We start from the raw sequence: 16,927 nt of genomic DNA on the forward strand, positions 1-16,927 counted from the left end.
GGAACTTGCGGTGTGGCTGGGCCTGCCAGTGTGGGGACACCCGACCCGGAATCAAGCGCGCAGGCCCTCCCTGCAACGCCGGACGGGACGCGTTACCCTGTGATGCAATGCAGCATGGACGCGCATTTCACGAAGATGACGCCAGAATCGCCGCACGTAGCAGGAATTAAGCCCCACCCGACTTTTCGATGATTGCCTCGGTCCGCCCCCTCGCCGCCCTGCTGGCCGGTGTTGCCCTGCTGCTGATGGGCAGCGGCCTGCTCGGCACGCTCCTGGCGGTGCGAGGCCGGCTCGAAGGCTTCGACGACCAGACCCTCGGCCTGGTGATGTCCTGCTATTTCGGCGGCTTCTTCTTCGGCACCTTCTTGGCGCCCAGGTTGATCCAGCGCATCGGTCACATCCGGGCATTCGCGTTCTTCGCGGCGCTATGCGCCGCCACGGTGGCACTGCACGCGGTGTTCGTGACCCCCTGGGCATGGGCCGGCCTGCGCCTGGTCACCGGGATCGCCCTGGTCGGCCTGTACACGGTCATCGAGAGCTGGCTGAACGTCCAGGCGCCGCCCGAACAGCGCAGCCAGGTGTTCGCCACCTACATGGCGGTGAACCTGGCGGCGCTGGCGGCGGGCCAATGGCTGATCGGCCTCGCGCCCGCGGCGTCTTTCGAACTGTTCACCGTGGTGACCGTCCTGATCTGCCTGGCCGCGCTGCCGGTCACGGCCAGCCGCATGATCCAGCCGGAGCTGCCCGCCGTGCCGCGCCTCGCGCTGGTGGCGCTGTACCGCGCCGCGCCCGCCTCTGCCCTCGGTGCCCTGCTGGCGGGACTCGCGATGGGCGGGTTCTGGGGCCTGGGCGCGGTCTATGCCACCCGGATCGGGCTCGACGTGACCGGCGTGGCTGCGCTGATGAGTGCCACCATCGTGGGCGGCGCGCTGTTGCAGTGGCCGATCGGCCGCCTCTCCGATGGCGGCGACCGGCGTACGACGCTGGCGCTGGTGGCGGCGGCCGCGGCCGTCGTGGCCGGCGTGCTGCTCTGGCCCGCCATGCGGTCCGGGCCGGCGCTGTACGTACTGTTCTTCGTATTCGGCGGGTTGTCATTCGCCCTGTACCCGATCTGCATCGCCCACCTGCTCGACCACCTGCCACCGGAGGACACCCTGTCGGCCGGAAGCAGCCTGCTGCTGCTCAACGGCGTCGGTTCGGCGCTCGGGCCCGCCCTGGCAGGCATGGCGATGGCGGCCGTCGGACCGGAGGCGTTGCCGGCGTTCTTCGCCACCACGCTGGGCCTGCTGGCGCTGATCGCCGGAGGCCGCCGCCTGCTGCGTCGTCGCTCGCTCGACAACGCCGGGCAGTTCCATCCGATGCTGCGCACCACGCCCGCCGCACTGGAGCTGCTGCCCGAAGTCGACGGCGATACCGACCCCACGACCCCGCCCTCTGCCACCCAGGACGCACGACACCCCGGACGATGACCGATACCTCGCCCCTCGCCACCCCAAGACTCCTCCTCGCTACCGACCTCGACGGCACCTTCCTCGCCGGCAGCGCCGAACATCGCCAGCACCTGTACCGGCTGGTCGACCGACACCCCGAGATCCAGCTCGTCTTCGTCACCGGCCGCGGCCTGGAGGCCGTCATGCCGCTGCTCTCGGACCCCACGCTGCCACGACCGGACTACGTCATATGCGACGTGGGGGCGACCGTGGTCGATGGCCGTTCACTGCAGCCCGTGCACCCGCTGCAGGGCGAGATCGATGCCCGCTGGCCGGGCGAACTCGCGGTCGCGGACCTGATAGACGACTTCGCGGGCCTGGTCCGGCAGGACGTGCCACAGGAGCGGCGATGCTCGTACTTCTGCGACCCGGAGACGCTGGCCGGCATCCGCACGGACATCGAGGCGGCGGCGGGCACCCTGGGATGCTCGGTGTTGTACTCCGCCGACCGCTACCTCGACATCCTGCCTCCGGACACTGACAAGGGACGCACGCTGGTCGCCCTCGCCGCGCACCTTGGCATCCCGCACGAACGCGTGCTGGTCGCGGGCGACACGCTCAACGACCTGTCCATGTTCACCGCGGGCTTCCAGGGCGTGGTCGTCGGTGATTCGGAGAAAGCGCTCGCAAGCGCCACGCGTAGCCTGGCCAACGTGCTGCATGCCCGTGACGCCGGATGCGGCGGCATCCTCCAGGCGATCCGCCATTTCAAGCTCCTGCCCGAGGAAGAACTCCGGCTGGCCACCCCGGCATCGCGCAATTTCGGACCGTCGGAACTGGTGATGGTCTACCACCGGCTGCCATACGAGGAGTATCTCGAAGACGGTGAGCTGAAACGCCGCCAGCCGCGTTCACCGAACGGCATCATCCCTAGCCTGCTGGGCTTCTTCGCGGGGGGGCGCAAGGGTTCCTGGGTGGCGTGGAGCATCGACGACCCGAAACGGGGGCCCTTCGAGACCCACACCACCGTCGACCCCGAACGCTACCCCCACCTGACCGCCGCGCGGGTGCCGCTGACCAAGGGGGAGGTCGATGCGTTCTACAAGCGTTTCTCGAAGGAAGCGTTCTGGCCGATGCTGCATACGTTCTGGGAGCGCGCCCGCTTCCGGGAGGCTGACTGGAAGACCTTCCTCAAGGTCAACCGGAAGTTCGCCGAAGCCACCGCGTCCGAATCCGCGCACGGTGCCACGGTCTGGCTGCACGACTACAACCTGTGGATGGTGCCGGCCTTCCTGCGGGAACTCCGTCCGGACCTGAAGATCGCCTTCTTCCACCACACCTATTTCCCTTCCGCCGACGTGTTCAACGTGGTGCCGTGGCGCCGCGAGATCCTCGGCAGCCTGCTCCAGTGCGACTACATCGGCTTTCACATCCCCCGGCAGGTCGAGAATTTCGTAGACGTGGTCCGGGGCGCGATGCCATTCGAAACGATATCGCGTGAAGGATGCGCGCCGCGCTTCCTTACCTACGGCTGCGCGGTCGGACTGGACCGCATGACCACCGCCATCCGGGTCGGCGATCGTCAGGTCGCCCTCGGGGCGCACCCGGTGGGCACCGACATGCAGCGCATCCGCGGGATGCTCGCCCGCGGGGAAGTCCGCGATCGCATCGAACACATCCGCATGGAGTTCCATGGCCAGAAGCTCGTGCTCTCCATCGAGCGCCTGGACTACACCAAGGGCACGCTGGAGAAGCTCCTGGCGTTCGAGCGCCTGCTGGAACAGCGCCCCGAACTGCGGGGCAGCGTGACCCTGCTGATGGTCTGCGTGCCCGCGGCGGCCGAGATGACGATCTACCGGCAACTGCAGACCCAGATCGAACAGGCCGTCGGCCGCATCAATGGCCGCCACGCCCGCCTGAACTGGACCCCCGTGCGCTTCTTCGCCCGTGGCCTGCCCTTCGACCAGGTCGTCGCGCACTACGCGGCCGCCGATGTCATGTGGATCACGCCCCTGCGCGACGGCCTCAACCTGGTGTCCAAGGAGTTCATCGCCGCGCATGGCATCGAAGGCAGCGCGGGTGTCCTAGTCCTGTCCGAGTTCGCCGGTGCGGCGGCCGAGCTCAAGGGCGCGGTGCTGACCAACCCGCACGACACCGCGGACCTGATGATCGGCCTCGAGCAGGCCCTGGCGATGCCCGTGGAAGAAGCCGAGGCCCGGCAACGCCAGCTGTTCGACATCGTGGAGCGCTACGATGTCGAACGCTGGGGACGCGACTTCCTGCAGGCCGTGGAAGCCACCGGCAGCGGCCTGCGCGGGCATGTGTACGAACTGGAGCGGGACTGACGCGAACGTGAGTGCGGGAGCCGGTGGCCGTGGAGGCGCGGGATCGTACGCGGTATGGATGCCGCGTCCGAGCCTACATGGATGTATTCATGGCGTGTCCCGCGATTCCACGGCCACCGGCTGCCCTGCAACGGAGTGCACGCGAAACAGGTAGCCCTGGGACCGGAGTGCTACCAGAACACGACGACGACGACCGCTGTCAGCGCCGCGACCAGCGCGGCGCCCAGGCGGATTCCCCGCGAGGCCCCGCGCCTGGCAGCGGCATCGACAGTGTCCAGTTGCGCCCCTGAAGGCCGGATCCTCATCGCCGCTTGCCACAGGGCCGCGGCCAGCAGCGTCACTGCGAACAGCGCGCCGGCGACGATGGTGAAATGGACGGCGAGCAGGCCTGCCTGCGTTGCGACGAACCACGCCGCGCTCACGGCATGGCCGGTCACCAGCGCGCGCAGGGCCGGTCCCGCCGCCAGGCGCTTCCACCACAAGCCGAGCACGAACACCGCGACCAGCGGTGGCGTGACGTAGGCAAAGGTCTGCTGCAGGTAGGCGAACAGGCCGGGGAAGCGGTCGATCATCGGTGCCCAGGTCGCCGCGACGGTCACCAGCAGGAGCGTGGTCACGCGGCCGATGCGGGCGAGCAGGCGTGCATCCAGGTGGGGGCGCCGCGGCTGGATGAAGTCCAGCGTGATCAGGGTGGACGCGGAGTTCAATGCCGAGTCCACGCTCGACATGATGGCGGCGAGCAGTCCGGCCAACACCAGTCCGGCAATCCCGACCGGCGCGTACTCCAGCAGCAGCCGTGCGAAGACCTCGTCGCCGCGCTCGAGGTCCGGAAGCAGCGCCACCGCCATCGCACCCGGCAACACCATCAGGAACAGCGGCAGCAGCTTCAGCACGGCGGCAAGGAGCGCGCCCCTGCCCGCCGCCTCCACGCTGCGCGCACCGAGCAGCCGCTGGCTGACGTACTGGTTCATCGTCCAGTAGTAAAAGCCCAGGATGGGCAGGCCGATGAGCGTCCCGAGCCAGGGCAGGTCGGGGTCGTCGAGCGGGCGGACCAGCGAGAGGTGGTCGGCCGGTACCGCCGCCACCACCTGCTCCCATGAGAAATCGAACTGCGCGAACACCACGATCGCCAGCACCGAGGAGCCTGCCAGCAACACGATCGACTGCAATGCGTCGGTGTACACGACCGCGCGCAGGCCGCCCGCGGCGGTGTACAGGCCCGCGAACAACGCGATCGCGGCGATGGTGCCCGCCAGTGGCAACGCCGGGAAGAACACCTTCAACACCACGGCGCCGGCATACAGGCTCCCCGCGGTATCGAGCACGATCGACAACAGCACGCTGACCGCGGACAGGTAGCGCCGCAGGCGTCCATCGAAGCGACGCTCAAGCAGCTCAGGCACCGTCCGGATGCGGTTCCCGAGGAACACCGGGACCACGAACAGCGCCGAGAACAGCAGCACCAGCGCGGCCATCCATTCGTAGTTGGCCACGGCGATCCCCGAGGACCACGCCGCACCCGGCAGGCCGATCAGGGTGGTCGAGGAGATGTTCGACGCGAACAGCGACAGGCCGACCACCCCGGCGCCCAGGCTGCGCCCCGCGAGGAACAGCTCGTCGGCGTCCGGACTGCGGCGCGCCACCCGGGCGCAGACCACCACTACCAGTGCGAAATAGACAGCGAGGACCGCATAGTCCCACCCGTGGAGCGTGCCCATCCGGAAGCCGCCTCCTGCCGGTCACGAAGGGCGTCCAGCCCAACATGCCGGGCGGCGCGCGGTCAAACGCGCCCGCCGGCGGGTCCGGCACTCAGTCCAGGGAAACGGTCCGTGGCGTGTTGCGCCCCGCGTCGTCGGCGATCGCATCCTCGGGATGCCGGGGGGCCTTGCGCGTATCCATCGGGTCGACGTCGAACGGCGACCGGAACACGAGCGACGGCAGGATGGTGTTGAGCGTCGCGTACAACAGCAGTGCACCGAACAGCGTGTCGCTGAGCGCGAACCGGTCGCGCAGTATGCCGGCCAGCACGAGCGTGAAGATCAGCGTGGGCGCCAACGCGACCGAGACCCGGAGGCTGCTTCGATGGTCCTCTCCGAACATGAAGCGGCGCTGCAGCCAGATCGTGCCGATCCGGAACGGCAGCACCAGCGCGGTCAGTGCGAGCCCCATGAGCAGCGCCTCCCAGCTCACGGCCCCTTCCGGCACCTTGGTGCCCGCGTTGAAGAAGTAGAACGGCACGAAGAACGTCGCGAACAGCCGGACCGCGTGCAGGTTCTGGTCGGACGCGAGCCGCGGCATGCGGATCCTCAGCAGGCGTGCGACCAGGCCCGCGACGAACGCGCCGACGAGGTAGTACACGCCGAGCTTGGCCGTGGCGAAGGCCGCCACCAGCCCGACCATCACCAGCAGCGAGAACTCCGAGCCCGGCGCATGCGGCACCACCCAGCGTCCGAGCGCGATGAACACCAGCGGCAGTCCGAACAGCATCGCCACCAGCGCACCCGTCGAGAGCGCCAGGTGTCCCGGATCGTCGGCCAACAGCACGAAGAACAACGCAGCCAGGGCGAACAGTTCACCGGCGATCGCCTTGCTGGTAACCCAGAAACGCTCCGCCTCATCCAGCCCCAGGCGCTCCAGCGTGTCAAGGATGAAACCGGTCGATGGCGTCAGCAACGCCAGGGCCAGCAGGACGGCGGGACGCCACTCAAGGGCCAGGTAGTGCCACGCCAGCCACGCGGTGCCGGCGAGCGTCAGGGTGCGGATGGCCAGGTGGGCGAGCAGCGGTTTCAGGCCCTTGCGCAGCTCGCGCGGATCGACCTCCAGCCCTGCGAACAGGAACAGCGACGAGATACCGAGCGTCGCCAGCCAGCCGACCAGGGGGTCATGCGATTCGTCGCCCCAGGCCAGCATCGCGACGGTGCCGAAGACCATGCAGGTCAAGGGCGCAGGGATCTTGAAGCGCTGGAGTGCCCGGGGCAGGACCAGCAGGCCAAAGATCAGCACGAGGTAGATCAGTTCGTTTCGCATCCAGCTTCCGGTGCGGGCCAGGCCGCAGGAGGGCCAAGGCAATCGGGCGGCCGGATGTCCGGCCTCGTGTGCGCGGCACTATACCGCCCGGGATGTCTACGCCGCATCGTAGAGCGACGACCACTCCGATTCGGCCGTCGCCAATGCCGTGGCCAGCGCCTCGCGCTCGCGGGTCAGCTTCTCGACCTGTCCACTGTCCTGGTAGCTGCCCGGGTCCGCCAGCGCGTCGTCGACCTGCTGGAGCTGGCGCTCGAGTTCGGCGACGCGCGCCTCGGCCTGCGCGAGCTTGACCGGATTGACCTTCTTCGCCTTGCCCTTGGGCGCTTCGGCGACCGCAGGTTCGTGGCCCGGCGTCGAGGCTCCCTTGCGCTTGCCGGCCTTGCCATCCTCGCTGGCGTCGCGGTTGCGCAGCCAGGCGGCGTATTCGTCGAGGTCGCCGTCGAAGGCCTGCGCCTTGCCGTCGGCCACGCGCCAGAAGGTGTCGCAGACCAGGCCGATCAGGTGGCGGTCGTGGCTGACCAGCACGATCGCGCCGTCGAAGTCGGCCAACGCCTCGGCCAGCGCCTCACGCATGTCGAGGTCGAGGTGGTTGGTCGGTTCGTCGAGCAGCAGCACGTTGGGCTTGCGCCACGCGATCAGCGCCAGTGCCAGGCGCGCGCGCTCCCCACCGGAGAAGCCGTCGACCGGCTCGAACGCGCGGTTGCCCGGGAAGTTCCACTTGCCGAGGAAGTCGCGCAGCGTCTGCGTCGCCACGCCCGGCGCGATGTCGCCGAGGTGGTCGATCGGGCTGCGGCCCTCGTGCAGCGATTCGACCGTGTGCTGGGCGAAGTAGCCGATGCGCAGGTCCGGGTGGCCGCTGCGCTCGCCCGCCAGCAGTGGCAGTTCGCCGACCAGCGACTTCACCAGGGTCGACTTGCCGGCGCCGTTCGGTCCCAGCAGCGCGACCCGGTCGCCGGCTTCGAGGATGAAGCCCACGCCCTCGAGGATCCGCGCCGTATCGCCGCCCGCCAGCGCATAGCCGCAATCCGCGTCGGTGAGGCGCAGCAGGGCATGTGGCAGCTTGTCCGGCACCGGCAGGTCGATCCGCAGCGAGCGCTCGACGCGCACGGCCTCGGTCCCGGCCAGCTTCTCCAGTCGCTTGACCCGGCTCTGCGCCTGCTTGGCCTTGCTGGCCTTGGCCTTGAAGCGGTCGATGAAACGCTGCAGGTGCTCGCGCTCGGCCTGTTCCTTCTCGAAGGCGATCTGCTGCTGGCGCAGGTGCTCGGCGCGCTGCCGCTCGAACGCGGTGTAGTCGCCGGTGTACAGCTTCGCCCGGCTGTCGTGCAGGTGCAGGGTGTGGGTCGACAGGCCGTCGAGGAACTCGCGGTCGTGGCTGATCAGCAGGAGCGTGCCGGGGTACTTCAGCAACCACTGTTCCAGCCACAGCACGGCGTCGAGGTCGAGGTGGTTGGTCGGCTCGTCGAGCAGCAGCAGGTCGCTGGGGGTCATCAGCGCGCGGGCGAGGTTCAGGCGTACCCGCCAGCCGCCGGAGAAGGCCTTGACCGCGCGGTCATGCGTGTCAGCGCTGAAACCCAGGCCGTGCAGCAGCTTGCCGGCACGGGCACTGGCGTCGTAGCCGTTCAATGCCTCCAGGCGCTGGTGGGCCTCGGCAACCGCCTCCCAGTCCTCGTTCGCGAACGCGTTCGCTTCGGCCTGGATGGCCGCGTGGACCTCCGCATCACCGGACAGGACGAAGTCCAGTGCGGTGTCGTCCAGCGCCGGGGTTTCCTGGGCGACACTGGCGATGCGGACGCGGTTCGGCACGTCGATGTCGCCACGGTCGGCCTCGACCTCGCCGCGGATGGCGGCGAACAGCGACGACTTGCCGGTGCCGTTGCGGCCGATGACGCCGACCCGCCAGCCCGCGTGCAGGGCGACGTCGACGTTGGACAGCAGCAGGCGTTCGCCACGCCGCAGGGCGAAATCTCGGAAAGCGATCATGGCGCGCATTGTACGGGGCGCCCGGCCCCGCGCCCACGCGTTGACCCGACGTGGATGCCGGTTCCGGCATGATGTTCAACTTCATGAATCGCCCCTGGAGGGCCGGTGCACCACACCTCCCTGATCGTGCTGCTGGTCGGCGCCTTCGTCGTAGCCTTCGCCTTTGGCGCGCTGGCCCACCGCCTGCGGATGTCGCCGCTGGTCGGCTACCTGCTGGCCGGCGTGGTCGTCGGGCCGTTCACGCCCGGCTTCGTCGCCGACCAGTCGCTGGCGCCGCAGCTGGCCGAGATCGGCGTGATCCTGCTGATGTTCGGCGTGGGCCTGCACTTTTCGCTGCGCGACCTGATGGAGGTCAAGGCGATCGCCGTCCCCGGCGCGCTGCTGCGCATCGTGTTCACGATGGCAATCGGCTGGGGGTTCGGGGAAGTCATGGACTGGCCCCGGGGCGCGGGCATCCTGTTCGGGCTCTCGCTGTCTGTCGCCAGTACCGTCGTGCTGCTGCGCTCGCTGGAGGACCGCCGGCTCATCGAGTCCGAGAAGGGGCGCATCGCCATCGGCTGGGTGATCGTCGAGGACGTCGCGATGGTGCTGGCGCTGGTGCTGATCCCGGCCTTCGCCGACGTCTTGCGCGGCACCGGCGGGGAGGACTCCCCCTCGGTCGTGTACGTGTTGACCCGCGTCGCGATCAAGATGGGTGCCTTCCTCGCTTTCATGTTCCTGATCGGGCGACGGGTGATCCCGTGGATCCTCGAGCGCGTGGCCGGCACCGGCTCGCGCGAGCTGTTCACCCTGTGCGTCCTCGCCATCGCGCTGGGCGTGGCCTATGGCTCGGCGGAGATGTTCGGCGTCTCCTTCGCGCTCGGGGCCTTCTTCGCCGGCATGCTGCTCAACGAATCGGAGTTCAGCCACAAGGCAGCCAGCGAAACACTGCCCCTGCGTGATGCGTTCGCGGTGCTGTTCTTCGTGTCCGTCGGCATGCTGTTCGACCCCTGGATCATCTTCGAGCGGCCAGGGCAGGTGCTGGCGACGGTGTTCATCATCATCGTCGTGAAGTCGGTGGCGGTGTATGCGATCGCGCGGGTGATGGGGAAGTCCAATGCGACCGCGCTGACCATTACCGCGAGCCTCGCGCAGATCGGTGAGTTCTCCTTCATCCTCGCCAGCCTGGGGCTTGAACTGGACTTGCTCACCGAAGACGGACAGGACCTGATCCTCGCCGGGGCCCTGATCTCGATCGTGCTCAATCCCCTGCTGTTCGGGTGGATGCACCGCCGCGAACGCCGCCTGGCGGAGGAGGACGAGCGGCGGGTCACCCCGGAGGTGGAGCCTCCCATTCCGGAAGGACTGTCCGGCCACGTGATCCTGATCGGCTTCGGCCGCGTCGGCAGCGAACTCGGACGGCTGTTGACGGCCCAGGGGATTTCACTGGTGGTGATCGACCGTGACGAGGACCTCGTGCGCCACTCGAGGGATGCGGGCCTGCCCTCGATCCGGGGCAACGCGGCCAATGACGTCGTGCTCGAGGAAGCCCACCCCGAACGCGCCAACACCGTGATGCTGGCCATCCCCAACGTACTGGAGGCGGGCGAGATCATCGCCACCCTGCGCCGCCTGAATCCCTCCCTCACCATCGTTGCCCGTGCGCACAGCGACAATGAGGTCAAACACCTGCTGGCACATGGCGCCGACGGCGCGGTCATGGCCGAGCGCGAGCTGGCGCACAGTCTGGCGGAAATGGTGATGGCGACGCCGGCCTTCCGGGGCGGCCGGCACCTGCCGCCCGCCAGCGGCCCGGCCTGACCCGGCTCAGCCCGCGAGGCAGGCCAGCGCGAGCAGCACGGCGGCCTCCACCGCCTCTGTCTGGGCGCCGCAGGTATCGCCGGTGATGCCACCCAGGCGCCGGCGACACGCACGCCGCCAAGCCATGGCCACCACGACCGTCGCCAGCAGCGCGACCACGCCCGGCAACAGGAGCGGCAGGCGCGGGGGCCAATGCAGCACACCCGGCACGATGCAGGCCGCCAGGGTGGCCACCAGGCTGGCATGGCAGGCGGCCCGCGACGCATCGGGCAGGCCCTGGCCAATGCCGTTGGCGCGCACGTAGGGCAGGTGCAGCAGCGCCTCGACCAGGCTGGCGCGCGCCAGCATCGGCGCAAGCAGCAGCGCGAGGACGGCGAGATCCGGGCGGAGCGCCAGCAGGCTTGCCAGCGACGCGAACTTCAGCAGCAGCACCAGCACCAACGCGACCACGCCCGCCGGTCCACTGCGGGGGTCCTTCATGATCGCCAGCGTGCGTGCGCGGTCGCCCAGACCGCCGACCCACGCATCGGCGCTGTCGGCCAGGCCGTCGAGGTGCAGGCCGCCGGTCAGCCAGGCCCATGCCGCGACCACGACGGCCGCCGTGAGCAGCGGTGCCTCTGACGGCAACAGCCACGCCAAGCCGGCGAGCACCGCGCCAAGCAAGGCGCCGACTGCCGGGTACCAGGGCAACGACCGGGCCTGGCCGTCGGCCAAGGCGAACACGGCCGTCGGCACCGGCATCCGCGTCAGGAAGCCCAGCGCGAACAGGAATCCGCGCATCAGGCCCCGCTCCCCGAGGCACAGGGCCAATCCAGCCGATGGAGCGACGCGTGAGGCACGTTGACCATCGCCATTTGCGACGCTGGCCGGCCCTCGGCCAGGCAACGCAGCAGTCGGATCGCTCCGCCGTGGGTCACCACCAGCACCGCTTCGCCTGCATGGGCCCGCGCGATGGCATCCAGCGCGGCCGTCAGGCGGGCGCGAAAGGCCGGCACGGTCTCGCCACCGGGGGGTGGATGCGTTTCCGGGTCGGCCCAGAAACGGCCAAGCGCATCGCCATGGGCAACAGCCAGGGCTTCCATCGACATCGATTGCCATTCACCGAAGTGGAACTCCATCAGCCGCGGATCGACGTGCAGCGGGACGCCGTCCAGGCCCGCCTTCCAGCGCGCGAACGCGACGCAACGCGCCAGCGGCGAGCTGACGATGGCATCCCAGCGCCGTCCTGCCACGGCCTCCCGCATCTGCTCCCGGCCCGCGTCGGTCAGCACATCGTCCAGTTGCCCGCGGAACCCCGGGCAACCGGTGTCGCCGTGGCGCAACAGGTCGATGGCGACGACGTCGCTCATCCGCTCGACACCCCCGCCTGCTCGAAGGTCGCCATGCCCGCATGCAAGGCACAGGCCAGCCGCAGCAGGGGCACGGTCGTGGCCGCGCCACTGCCCTCGCCCAGGCGCATGCCCAGGTCCAGGAGCGGGGACGCCTGCAGCACGTCGAGCAGCACCGCGTGGCCGCGCTCGTGCGAGCGGTGCGAGAACAGCAGCCAGTCGCGCACGCCGGGCTGGAGGTGTACGGCGGCAAGCGCGGCGGTGGTCGCGATGAAGCCGTCCACCAGGACAGGCAGTCCCGACTGCGCGCCCGCGATGCAGGCACCGGCCAGGGCCGCGATCTCGAAGCCCCCGAGGCAGCGCAACTGTTCGAGCGGTGCGTCCGCACCGGCATGGCGCCGCAGCGCGCGGTCGACCACGTCGATCTTGCGCCGGACGCCCGCGGCATCCAGCCCCGTGCCGGCGCCGGCCAGCGCGGTCGGCGACGCGCCGAGCAGCGCACAGGCGAGCGCCGTGGCCGCCGTGGTGTTGCCGATGCCCATCTCGCCGCCGATGAAGAGCTGGGCACCGGCGGCCCGCGCCAGGGCGACGGACTGCGCACCGGCATCAAGCGCAGCCTGCAGCTGGGCGGCGGTCATCGCGGCATCCGTGCAGAAGTTCGCGGTCGTCGCCGCGATGATCGCGCGACGCACGCCTTCGATGGGCCCGGGGTCGTTGACGGTTCCCAGGTGCACCACGTCCAGGCGCGCGCCCAGATGCCGTGCGAGCACGCTGATGGCGGCGCCGCCGCTGGCGAAGTTGCGCACCATCTCGCCGGTCACCGCCTGCGGGAAGGCCGACACGCCCTCGTCGGCCACCCCGTGGTCCGCGGCGAACACGCTGATCCACGCCGCATCCAATGTCGGCAGCGGCGTGCCCTGCATGCCGGCCAGCGTGATCGCGGCCTCTTCCAGCCGTCCCAGCGAACCCGGTGGCTTCGTCAGCGTGGCCTGCCGCGCGCGCGCGGCCGCCATCGCGGCGGTGTCGATCGCCGCGCAGGGCGCATGGATGTCAAGGACGGGGTTCATCCGTTCTCCCTCGGTTTCAGTCGATTCGGCCCTTCAGGACCAGTGGCAATCCGGCGGCGACGAACACGACGCGATCGCAGTGCTGCGCCAGCGCCTGGTGCAGGCGTCCGGCCTCGTCCACGAAACGGCGGGTCAGCGCCCCCATCGGCACGATGCCCAGGCCGACCTCGTTGCTGACGAACAGCACCTGCCCGGGCAGGCCCGGCAGCAGGGCGAGCAGTGCCTCACGTTCCCGTTCGAAGCGGCCGGTATCGGCATCGCCCAGCAGGTTGCCCAGCCACAGTGTCAGACAGTCGACCAGCAGGCAGCGGTCGGCGGCGGCATGCGCGCGTAGCGTCGCGGCCAGCGCAAGCGGTTCTTCGACGCAGTCCCATCCCGGAGGACGACGCGCGCGGTGGTGGGCGATGCGCTCGGCCATCTCGCCGTCACCGGCCTGCCCCGTCGCCACGTAGGTCACCGCACGCCCCGACGCCTGCGCGAGCCGTTCCGCCAGCGCGCTTTTGCCCGAGCGCGCGCCGCCCAGGATCAGGCTGTGCATGGCAGCTCCAGCAGGGTCGACAGGAACCGGGTGTCGAGATGCGCCTCGACCGCATCCGCCAGGCGCTCGATCGCCTCCTCGCGCAACCCGGCCATGTCCAGGGCCTGGGCATCCCGCACGCCCGCCCATGCAAGCAGTGCGGCCAGGGCTTCGGGGGCATCGAACACACCGTGCAGGTAGGTGCCGAGCACCTGGCCGTCCGCGGACAGGGCGCCATCGACGCGGCCGTCGTCCAGCTCGGCGACCGGACGATCGAACGCGGGACCGTGGCTGGTGCCGCAGTGGATCTCGTAGCCACGCACCGCGGCACCGCCCAGGCACAGCCGGCCTGCCGTCGTGCGCAGTTGCTTGTCAGGCATAAGCGTCGTCTCGAAATCGAGCAGGCCCAGCCCTTCGCTGGACCCGGCGGGTCCTTCGATGCCCTCCGGGTCGTGCACCGCATGCCCGAGCATCTGCAGGCCCCCGCAGATGCCGATGAGCTTGCCGCCGTAACGCAGGTGCCGCGCAATCGCCTCATCCCACCCCTGCGATCGAAGCCATGCCAGGTCGGCGCGCGTGGCCTTGCTGCCCGGCAGGACGACCAGGTCGCAGGGCGGCGGCGTCTCGCCGGGTCCCACGTAGCGCAGGTCCACGTGCGGATGCGCGCGCAGCGGGTCGAAATCGGTGTGGTTGCTGATCCGCGGCAGCACCGGCACCACCACCCGCAGGCGCACGCCGTCCTTCGCCACCGTGTCCCGCGGCAACGCGTCTTCGGCCTCGAGGTGGAGGCCGTGGAGATAGGGCAGCACGCCGATTACCGGCTTGCCGGTCTCCTGCTCCAGCCAGTCCAGGCCGGGCTGCAGCAGGGCGATATCGCCCCGGAACCGGTTGATGACGAAACCCGCGACCCGCACCCGCTCGCTCTCCGACAGCAGTGCGAGCGTCCCGACCAGGTGGGCGAACACGCCGCCACGGTCGATGTCGGCGACCAGCAGCACCGGACAGTCGACGGCCTCGGCGTAACCCATGTTGGCGATGTCATTGGCGCGCAGGTTGATCTCGGCGGGAGACCCTGCCCCTTCCACCACGACCGCGTCGTAGGCGTCCACAAGCCGGCGGTGCGAGGCCATCACCGCGTCGAAGGCGACGCGCTTGTAGTCGTGGTAGCCGACCGCGTCCATCTGGCCGACGGCGCGCCCGTGCAGGATGACCTGCGCGCCCTTGTCGCTGCTCGGCTTCAGCAGGACCGGATTGAAGTCGGTATGCGGCGCGAGCCCGCAGGCCTGTGCCTGCACCGCCTGCGCGCGGCCGATCTCGCCGCCATCAACGGTGACCGCCGCATTGAGCGCCATGTTCTGCGGCTTGAAGGGCGCGACGCGGACATCGCGACGCCGCAGCCAGCGGCACAGCGCCGCCACCAGCGTGCTCTTGCCGGCATCGGACGTGCAGCCCTGCACCATCAGCACGCGTGCAGTCATGGGGCGACCTCGCGCATCGCGGCAGCGAGTGCCATGTCGAGGCGTTCGAAGCCGGCCTCATCGGAGGGAAGGCCGAACCTCAGGCTGGCGACGCCCGCTTCCGCCTCGCCGAACACGCGGGTCAGCACGCCACGGCGCGCGAGGGCCGCGTGCAGGCGCTCGGCACGCGGATCGCGACGCCACTGGAAGAACCCGGTGCCACCGCCATCCGAGAGGCCCCGCGCATCCAGCAATGATGCGAGCCGGCTGCTGCCGGCGGCCAACCATGCACGTGCCCGCGCCTGCCAGTCGCGGTCGGCCAGCGCGAGCCGCAGCACGTGGCGCGTCGGCCCGGTCAAGGTCCATGGCCCAAGGCGTTCGCGGAGTCCATCGAGCAGCGCCGGCGCGGCGCAGGCGAACCCGGCGCGTGCCCCGGCCAGGCCGAAGAACTTGCCCGCCGAGCGCAGGACCACCAGGCCTTCGCGTGCGCTGTCCGCGCACAGGCTGTCGCTGGGCGTGGCGTCCATGAAGGCCTCGTCGACCACCAGCCAGCCCCCGCGTGCCGCCAGCCCGGCGTGCAGGCGCAGCAGGGCATCGCGGTCGAAGCGGCCGCCGCCCGGATTGTTCGGATGGATCAGGACGACCACGTCGAAGCGCCCCGCTTCATCCAACAGCCGCGCGCCCGCGAGGCGCTCGACGGCATGGCCGGCCTGCTGCCACGCATGCGCGTGTTCGGCATAGCCCGGCAGGATCACACCGACCCGCGACCGTTCGCGCAGCCCCGGCAGGGCCTGGATCGCGGCCTGCGACCCGGCGACCGGCAGCAGGTGGGGCGCGCCGTAGTAGGCGCGAGCCGCATCGGCGAGTCCGTCGTCGTCTTCGGGCAGGCGCTGCCAGGCGGATGCTGGCAACGCCGGGACGGGCCAGGCGAACGGGCTGATCCCGGTCGACAGGTCCAGCCAGTCCCCGGCCGGGATGCCGTGCTCGCGCGACGCGCGCAACAGCCGTCCGCCGTGCTCAAGCATGCGTCACGCCCTCCCCAGCAGGAGGGCACAGGCGGCCGCCAGCCCCGCTACCGACAGCCACAGAACCGTCGCTCGCCTGACCAGGCGCAGCGCGCCCGTGATGGCCGCGGCGTCCGGCGCGCGCCCCTCGCCGAGGCACGGCCGTTCCACCCACGCGCCGTGGTAGGGCGCGGGCCCGCCCAGGCGCACCTGCAGGGCACCGGCACCGGCCGCCATCACCGGGCCCGCGTTCGGGCTCTTCCAGGCCGGCGCCTGCATCCGCCAGCAGCGCACGGCTGTGCGGGTCCGGCCCACCAGCGCATACGCCAGCGCGGTCAGCCGCGCGGGGACCCAGTTCAGCACATCGTCGATGCGCGCCGCCGCCCAGCCGAAGCGCAGGTAGCGCGGCGTGCGGTAACCCCACATCGCGTCGAGCGTGTTCGCCAGGCGGTACAGCACCGCACCCGGCGCACCGAGCAGGAAGAACCAGAACAGCGCGCCGAACACCGCGTCATTGCCGTTCTCCAGCACCGACTCGGTCGCGGCGCCAGCGACCTGCGACGCATCGAGCGCGGCGGCATCGCGGCTGACCATGCGCCCGACGGCAACGCGTGCGGTATCGAGGTCATCTGCCTCGAGTGCAAGGGCCACGGGCCGTGCGTGCTCGCCCAGGCTTCGCAGGCCGAGCGCCAGGTAGAGGACCACGACCTCCACGGCCGCCAGCACCCAAGAGGACAGCCACCCCGCGACGACGGTCAACAGCGTCACCGCCGTGAACGCAGGCAGCACCGCGAGCAGCCAGGCCACCACGCCACGCCTGCGAGTGTCGGCATGCAGGGCACGTTCCGCGTGCCGCGTCCATCGTCCGAACGCGACCAGCGGGTGACCCCGCTTGGGCTCGCCCAACAACGCATCCGCCACCACCGCGGTGCATGCCACGGCCACTGGCCACCAGGCGCTCATGGCCGGAGG

The 16,927-nt window shown here is 70.2% G+C and carries 13 protein-coding genes; 3 read left to right on the plus strand and 10 right to left on the minus strand.

Annotation, left to right across the window (positions count from 1 at the left end; translation table 11 throughout):
* The first annotated feature begins 188 nt into the window (after positions 1–188).
* Both H4F99_RS08625 and ggpS read left to right on the plus strand, forming a co-directional pair.
* Positions 189–1,469 (plus strand): MFS transporter, encoded by a 1,281-nt coding sequence (locus tag H4F99_RS08625; protein ID WP_182669327.1) that lies wholly within the window; start codon positions 189–191, stop codon positions 1,467–1,469.
* Complete coding sequence (gene ggpS, locus H4F99_RS08630) at positions 1,466–3,775, plus strand: glucosylglycerol-phosphate synthase (protein ID WP_182669328.1); 2,310 nt, start codon at positions 1,466–1,468, stop codon at positions 3,773–3,775. Before H4F99_RS08625 ends, ggpS begins: the two co-directional genes overlap by 4 nt.
* 170 nt (positions 3,776–3,945) lie before the next feature.
* Here the strand turns inward: ggpS and H4F99_RS08635 are convergent, their stop codons facing one another.
* The 3 genes from H4F99_RS08635 to H4F99_RS08645 form a co-directional block, all read right to left on the minus strand.
* Complete coding sequence (locus H4F99_RS08635; protein WP_182669329.1) at positions 3,946–5,493, minus strand: sodium:solute symporter family transporter; 1,548 nt, start codon at positions 5,491–5,493, stop codon at positions 3,946–3,948.
* 91 nt (positions 5,494–5,584) lie between these two features.
* Positions 5,585–6,802, minus strand: coding sequence for a cation:proton antiporter (locus H4F99_RS08640; RefSeq protein ID WP_182669330.1), 1,218 nt, complete (start codon positions 6,800–6,802; stop codon positions 5,585–5,587).
* Between the two features lie 96 nt (positions 6,803–6,898).
* A complete protein-coding gene (locus H4F99_RS08645; RefSeq protein WP_182669331.1) occupies positions 6,899–8,782 on the minus strand; it encodes an ABC-F family ATP-binding cassette domain-containing protein in 1,884 nt (627 codons plus the stop codon).
* A gap of 105 nt (positions 8,783–8,887) precedes the next feature.
* Here H4F99_RS08645 and H4F99_RS08650 point away from each other — a divergent pair, with 105 nt between their 5' ends.
* On the plus strand, positions 8,888–10,582 hold the full coding sequence (locus H4F99_RS08650) for a monovalent cation:proton antiporter-2 (CPA2) family protein (protein WP_182669332.1): 1,695 nt from the start codon (positions 8,888–8,890) through the stop codon (positions 10,580–10,582).
* A gap of 6 nt (positions 10,583–10,588) precedes the next feature.
* Here the strand turns inward: H4F99_RS08650 and H4F99_RS08655 are convergent, their stop codons facing one another.
* Genes H4F99_RS08655 through cbiB form a run of 7 tightly spaced genes read right to left on the minus strand, consistent with a single transcriptional unit; the run spans position 10,589 to position 16,918 of the window.
* Positions 10,589–11,365, minus strand: a complete 777-nt coding sequence (locus H4F99_RS08655) for an adenosylcobinamide-GDP ribazoletransferase (protein ID WP_182669400.1) — start codon at positions 11,363–11,365, stop codon at positions 10,589–10,591.
* Positions 11,362–11,931 carry a histidine phosphatase family protein gene (locus H4F99_RS08660; protein ID WP_182669333.1) on the minus strand — a complete coding sequence of 190 codons (570 nt, stop codon included), beginning with the start codon at positions 11,929–11,931 and terminating at the stop codon, positions 11,362–11,364. The genes H4F99_RS08655 and H4F99_RS08660 overlap by 4 nt, the downstream gene beginning before the upstream one ends.
* Positions 11,928–12,977, minus strand: coding sequence for a nicotinate-nucleotide--dimethylbenzimidazole phosphoribosyltransferase (cobT, locus tag H4F99_RS08665; RefSeq protein WP_182669334.1), 1,050 nt, complete (start codon positions 12,975–12,977; stop codon positions 11,928–11,930). Before cobT ends, H4F99_RS08660 begins: the two co-directional genes overlap by 4 nt.
* A gap of 16 nt (positions 12,978–12,993) precedes the next feature.
* Positions 12,994–13,515 (minus strand): bifunctional adenosylcobinamide kinase/adenosylcobinamide-phosphate guanylyltransferase, encoded by a 522-nt coding sequence (cobU, locus tag H4F99_RS08670; protein ID WP_182669335.1) that lies wholly within the window; start codon positions 13,513–13,515, stop codon positions 12,994–12,996.
* Positions 13,503–14,972: a cobyric acid synthase gene (locus tag H4F99_RS08675; protein ID WP_182669336.1), complete on the minus strand. Its 1,470-nt coding sequence runs from the start codon at positions 14,970–14,972 to the stop codon at positions 13,503–13,505. The genes cobU and H4F99_RS08675 overlap by 13 nt, the downstream gene beginning before the upstream one ends.
* Positions 14,969–15,976 carry a threonine-phosphate decarboxylase CobD gene (cobD, locus tag H4F99_RS08680; protein WP_182669337.1) on the minus strand — a complete coding sequence of 336 codons (1,008 nt, stop codon included), beginning with the start codon at positions 15,974–15,976 and terminating at the stop codon, positions 14,969–14,971. Before cobD ends, H4F99_RS08675 begins: the two co-directional genes overlap by 4 nt.
* A 3-nt stretch (positions 15,977–15,979) precedes the next feature.
* Positions 15,980–16,918: an adenosylcobinamide-phosphate synthase CbiB gene (gene cbiB, locus H4F99_RS08685; RefSeq protein ID WP_182669338.1), complete on the minus strand. Its 939-nt coding sequence runs from the start codon at positions 16,916–16,918 to the stop codon at positions 15,980–15,982.
* Between the last annotated feature and the right edge of the window lie 9 nt (positions 16,919–16,927).

This window comes from Marilutibacter penaei (genome assembly GCF_014145395.1).
Taxonomy (GTDB): Bacteria; Pseudomonadota; Gammaproteobacteria; order Xanthomonadales; family Xanthomonadaceae; genus Marilutibacter; species Marilutibacter penaei.

Excerpts from the sequence above, each read along its gene's own strand:
- H4F99_RS08625 (WP_182669327.1), top strand. The coding sequence starts at position 189 with ATGATTGCCTCGGTCCGCCCCCTCGCCGCCCTGCTGGCCGGTGTTGCC.
- ggpS (WP_182669328.1), top strand. The coding sequence starts at position 1,466 with ATGACCGATACCTCGCCCCTCGCCACCCCAAGACTCCTCCTCGCTACC.
- H4F99_RS08635 (WP_182669329.1), bottom strand. The coding sequence starts at position 5,493 with ATGGGCACGCTCCACGGGTGGGACTATGCGGTCCTCGCTGTCTATTTC.
- H4F99_RS08640 (WP_182669330.1), bottom strand. The coding sequence starts at position 6,802 with ATGCGAAACGAACTGATCTACCTCGTGCTGATCTTTGGCCTGCTGGTC.
- H4F99_RS08645 (WP_182669331.1), bottom strand. The coding sequence starts at position 8,782 with ATGATCGCTTTCCGAGATTTCGCCCTGCGGCGTGGCGAACGCCTGCTG.
- H4F99_RS08660 (WP_182669333.1), bottom strand. The coding sequence starts at position 11,931 with ATGAGCGACGTCGTCGCCATCGACCTGTTGCGCCACGGCGACACCGGT.
- cobT (WP_182669334.1), bottom strand. The coding sequence starts at position 12,977 with ATGAACCCCGTCCTTGACATCCATGCGCCCTGCGCGGCGATCGACACC.
- cobU (WP_182669335.1), bottom strand. The coding sequence starts at position 13,515 with ATGCACAGCCTGATCCTGGGCGGCGCGCGCTCGGGCAAAAGCGCGCTG.
- H4F99_RS08675 (WP_182669336.1), bottom strand. The coding sequence starts at position 14,972 with ATGACTGCACGCGTGCTGATGGTGCAGGGCTGCACGTCCGATGCCGGC.
- cobD (WP_182669337.1), bottom strand. The coding sequence starts at position 15,976 with ATGCTTGAGCACGGCGGACGGCTGTTGCGCGCGTCGCGCGAGCACGGC.
- cbiB (WP_182669338.1), bottom strand. The coding sequence starts at position 16,918 with ATGAGCGCCTGGTGGCCAGTGGCCGTGGCATGCACCGCGGTGGTGGCG.